The sequence below is a fragment of the Mesorhizobium sp. ES1-3 genome (genome assembly GCF_020164795.1).
Taxonomy (GTDB): domain Bacteria; phylum Pseudomonadota; class Alphaproteobacteria; order Rhizobiales; family Rhizobiaceae; genus Mesorhizobium.
In genome coordinates this window covers 1-4,217 of sequence record NZ_JAIUGW010000056.1, presented here as the reverse complement: position 1 = coordinate 4,217, position 4,217 = coordinate 1, and the positions used below count along the sequence as shown (strand labels likewise).

The following is a 4,217-nucleotide window of genomic DNA, read 5'->3' as shown; positions in this document are numbered from 1 at the left end:
CGCGCTAATCAGCCCGGCCCATGCCGGAGAGCACGGCGACCAATGCCGCCAGCTACACCACCCAGAGGGACACGATCGACTTTTGTAACGGAATAATGGGCGCAACGCCTTGCGTGTCAAATGGTTGAGGGATTTCAACAAGATAGACTGGTGCTGCGAGAGAGGATTGAAGTCCCTCAAAGGCAGCACCCAAGCATTGAAAACAAAGAGCTTTTCAGGGGCAACGCGGTTCGTCCCATAGCAGTTGATCACAACATCTGCAAACTTGATAGGAGATATTAGGTCGAGGCGTCGCTGTCGAAAAACTGGCGGAGAGAGTAGAACATTCCTCGCCGACCCGGGGGAGATTTTTCTGCTTCAGCTCAATAGCCAGAAACGTGTCGTCGGGGATAGGGGGCGAACCTCGCTCATCAATAGGCAGCCCCGCACCTGTCCCCAGTAAAGCGCTTTCGGCGGCTTGCATTGCGATCTCGACGCGTGAACTATACTAGACTAGTGCCGTCATCATTCGGGCGGTGTTCGATAGGAATAGTTTATGCCTTCCGGAGCTGACACACATGGGATTGAAGAGGGCGGCGACGAACTTCCGCTTGACGCAAATTTCGTTGAGCAGGCCGAGTACCTGCCCGAAGAACGATTTTTGGAGCTGAGTGCCGAGCACCCCGATGAGGAGAGCATTGTCCGCCGCCTCTCTTTGGGGGGCGCGAAGCTCCTTGTTGGCCCTCGCGGCTGCGGCAAGACAACCCTCATGCTCAAGGCTTACTACGGCCTGCTTCGGAACCCCGAGGCTAGTACCTTTCCCGTTTATGTAAACTTCAAGCTGTCACTCAAATTGGAGCCGCTTTATATTAACACGCCTAACGCTCCGTTTTGGTTCCGCATGTGGCTGACTCTGAAGATTTATGAAGGAGTGTTGGATAGCATCGAGCGAGCGGCACATTACGAAACTCCCGAGGACTTCCCGTCAAAGCCCGAGATCGCCTCCGCGATTGCCGCGATTGAGGCTGGAAGATTGGATGCGAACAAGGTCGTGGAGGAATTCACCACCGACGGACTGGCTCGTAACATCAATAGACTTCTCAGCTTGAATTCTTTGGCTCGGTGCGTCTTGCTGCTCGATGATGCGGCACATGCCTTCTCGCCAAAGCAGCAAGAGGATTTCTTTGAATTTTTCCGACAGGTAAAGAGTCGCGAAATCTCTCCGAAGGCAGCGATCTATCCCGGCATTACAAGCCACTCCCCCACCTTTCACGTTGGCCACGATGCCGAACAAATTGATGTGTGGGTACGTCCGGATAGAAAACCCTACATAGGCTTCATGCGAGCGCTTGCTGAAAAACGATTTGGCGGACAATTGCCGGCATCGATAGAAGCAAATCCTCAAGCAATTGAATTTTTGGCGTTTGTAGCGTTCGGCATTCCACGATCTTTTCTCAATATGTTGAGAACAATATATCATGAAGATTCTGGCAACTCCCCTACTGTGGACAGGAGAAGGTTGCTAGACATCGCCAAACAAGGTCGGGAGCTTTCGCACAACGTATATGATTCTTTGTCCTATAAAGTTCCGTCCTATAAAATCTTCGTTTCTACCGGCCAGGCCATCTATGGAAACATCCTCGAGGTAATAAAGCGATATAATAGGGAACGGCCCTTTGATGACCAAGCATTAGAGGTTGGAATAAAGCGGCCGATAAGTCCCGAGATAGAGAAAGTCTTAGGCTTCTTGCAGTATGCAGGCCTTCTAATGCCCGTAGGGGAAAATAGCCGTGGCGTGAAGGGGGTATTCGAGCTGTATCTGGTGCATTTTGGAGACCTAGTTACCGAAAACGCAATCATTGGCCGCCGCACCAAGAGCGTATCGATGTTTGTAACTGCATTTGCGGCGCAAACCCATCAGGCGTGGCCCCGCGTTTCGCCCGAAAGCTTGGTCAAACCAGCAGATTACCCGGAACTATTCAGGCTTACACTCCCGCACTGCCAGAGTTGTGGTGCAGAACGGGCAAGTGAACATGCTCGTTTCTGTCAGAACTGCGGGGCTCAATTGAAGACAACATCCTTGTACGACGAGCTTGTCAACCAAGATATTTCCGTATTGCCGCTAAGTAGGCGGATGGTTACCCGCATCAAGGACAACTCGAACATTCGCAAAATCAAGGATATTTTGATCGATACAAAGAGGACGAGTCTACGTGGCATCAAATTCATCGGCGAGGTTAGAGCTGCACACATAGCAACTTGTGCGGAAGAGCACGTTGCATAACCATGGATATAGCAGATTACGCCAATGAAGTTCCGGCAGGTAGTCGACTTGGCAGCTTGGATAACTACCTTCGCACTTGTGATTTAGGCGCTCCTATTGATATGTACCGGGTAAGCATTTCGCAGATACTTACCTATTCCACGCCGGAACGTTTGCGGGACAATGATTTTATTGGACGACTACTTGTTATCGGAATTGTGTCTTCGGCCGAGGCCTATTTCCGAGCCGTACTTTCTTTCTGTATCGAGATTTGCCCCTTAGCCCGATCAAATGCGGCAAGGAAAACGGTCAACTTGGGCGGCCTACTTTGGCACGGACAGGTGGGCTTTAGCAGGAGCGCATTTGAGCACGCTTCATTTGCGTCGAAAAACGAATTGGTTAGCGTCACCAAAGAATATATCGGCTTCAAAATGGAAGACACCGTTTTCCTAGCTCTACTTGAGCAATACGAAGTTGTATGCCAGCTCCGCCACGGAATTGTGCATGGCGACGGTCTTCTGCCAGGCAAGAACGCAGTGCAGCTCGATATTCAACGATATGACGGACCAATAAGAATTACGATCGGTTATGGGGAGCTACAAGATATTGCTTCCGTTGTCAGCACGCTTGTAATGACGTTTAATCGCGAAATCTTCGTATTGATGTGCAAACGGTGGGCTATCGACTGGCGACAGCGGGCAGATTGGGAGCCGAGACTCGCGTACAAGATGTTTGGCTACATATGGAAAACGTTTCACTCCAAGGAGGATTGGCGGTTGCGGAGAGGGCGCTCGCATATGAATCGGTCTGCATGCCTCGCGAAGGTCGAGGGCCAATACAATCTTTAGGCAGGACCGGCCGCCTGGCGGCGACTAAAGGCTGCACGAGCTTGGATAATGCAGACCCTATGCCGAGCGCATGAGGTTGCTCAGCTAATCCGTAGCCGCTGCATCAACTGCAACATAACGCGCCACTATCTGCCGGGGGACCTTCTCAAGCTCATGGGGGACATTCCATTCTGGGATGTGGAGCGCATATGCGGTGCGAGCTGCAAGTGGCGGGAGTTTGACGTAGATATCCTTCTGCCTGGCGCGGTGCAGGGCATGAAGATACGAGTGAGGCGGCTTGTCGGGGTCCGAATAGTTCGCGGCGTGATCTGGAGAGATGATGGATAGTAGAGTAGGTGCTGCCCAGCAGAGAGAGCAATAAGAGAACAACGCCGTGAACGATCCCACAACGCCTTACAGCACAGCCAAAGGGTACGTCCAATCGGCCTTTGTGATGATGACAAGCCCCATGCGCTTCCAGGTGCCGGACGACTCTTCCTTTTACTTGAGCTTTCATATGCTGACTGGATTTGCGACGGAGCTGTATCTGAAATCGTTTCTGGCAAGCCAAGGCTATACGGAGAAGGACCTCCGCAGGCCGGAGGTGCGCCACGATTTACGCAAGCTGCTTGAAATGGCCGAAGCCAAGGGCCTGAATGACAGCGGCGCAACGGTCTTGGTTGACCTCCTAGGCGACCACCACAAGAGTTATGAATTCCGCTATATGAGAGCAGACTCCAAATACTCGGCGATTCACATCCGCCACGTGTTTGACGCCCTCTCCTCTTTGGACCGAACAGTGGACAAAACTGTTGGCGCTAGCGCCGCGCACGGCAAACAGCCCGGACATGGTTGGCACTTCTATGATGATCTTCGTCGGGGTTGGCGGTTCTCATAGCAACGGCAGTTGCTCACCTGGGTTACTATCCCGCTGTGGAAACTTGGTCTGTGTGGCTGGCTTCTAACTATCACCAAGGCATCGCCCGGGGCCGTCCGCTGCATGTGCCGCGCTTCGGACCACGGGGCCGTGAGCCAGGTATCCACCTCCTCCCAGGTGGTGAGGATCACCGGTGACCTGAGACCCTTGTTCCCTCCATTTCAATGGAGAGTCCGGCGCTTCATTTCTGGCCTCATGCGGCCTGTTTTTC

At 52.5% G+C, this 4,217-nt stretch carries 3 protein-coding genes and 1 pseudogene; 3 read left to right on the top strand and 1 reads right to left on the bottom strand.

Translation table 11 applies throughout. From position 1 onward, the window contains the following. Positions 1–535 precede the first annotated feature (535 nt). The 3 genes from LB536_RS30835 (at position 536) to LB536_RS30825 (ending at position 3,967) form a co-directional block, all read left to right on the top strand. Positions 536–2,263 carry a hypothetical protein gene (locus LB536_RS30835; protein WP_224599119.1) on the top strand — a complete coding sequence of 576 codons (1,728 nt, stop codon included), beginning with the start codon at positions 536–538 and terminating at the stop codon, positions 2,261–2,263. Between the two features lie 2 nt (positions 2,264–2,265). Next, the gene (locus LB536_RS30830; RefSeq protein WP_224599118.1) at positions 2,266–3,090 is read left to right on the top strand and encodes a hypothetical protein; all 825 of its coding nucleotides are present in this window, start codon (positions 2,266–2,268) and stop codon (positions 3,088–3,090) included. 373 nt (positions 3,091–3,463) lie between these two features. After that, a complete protein-coding gene (locus LB536_RS30825) occupies positions 3,464–3,967 on the top strand; it encodes a hypothetical protein (RefSeq protein WP_224599117.1) in 504 nt (167 codons plus the stop codon). On the opposite strand, the pseudogene LB536_RS30820 reads toward LB536_RS30825, so the two are convergent. Then, a pseudogene (locus tag LB536_RS30820) lies at positions 3,962–4,140 on the bottom strand (SOS response-associated peptidase); the annotation flags it as partial. The gene LB536_RS30825 and the pseudogene LB536_RS30820 sit on opposite strands and share 6 nt — an antisense overlap. Between the last annotated feature and the right edge of the window lie 77 nt (positions 4,141–4,217).

Excerpts from the sequence above, each read along its gene's own strand:
- LB536_RS30835 (WP_224599119.1), top strand. The coding sequence starts at position 536 with ATGCCTTCCGGAGCTGACACACATGGGATTGAAGAGGGCGGCGACGAA.
- LB536_RS30830 (WP_224599118.1), top strand. The coding sequence starts at position 2,266 with ATGGATATAGCAGATTACGCCAATGAAGTTCCGGCAGGTAGTCGACTT.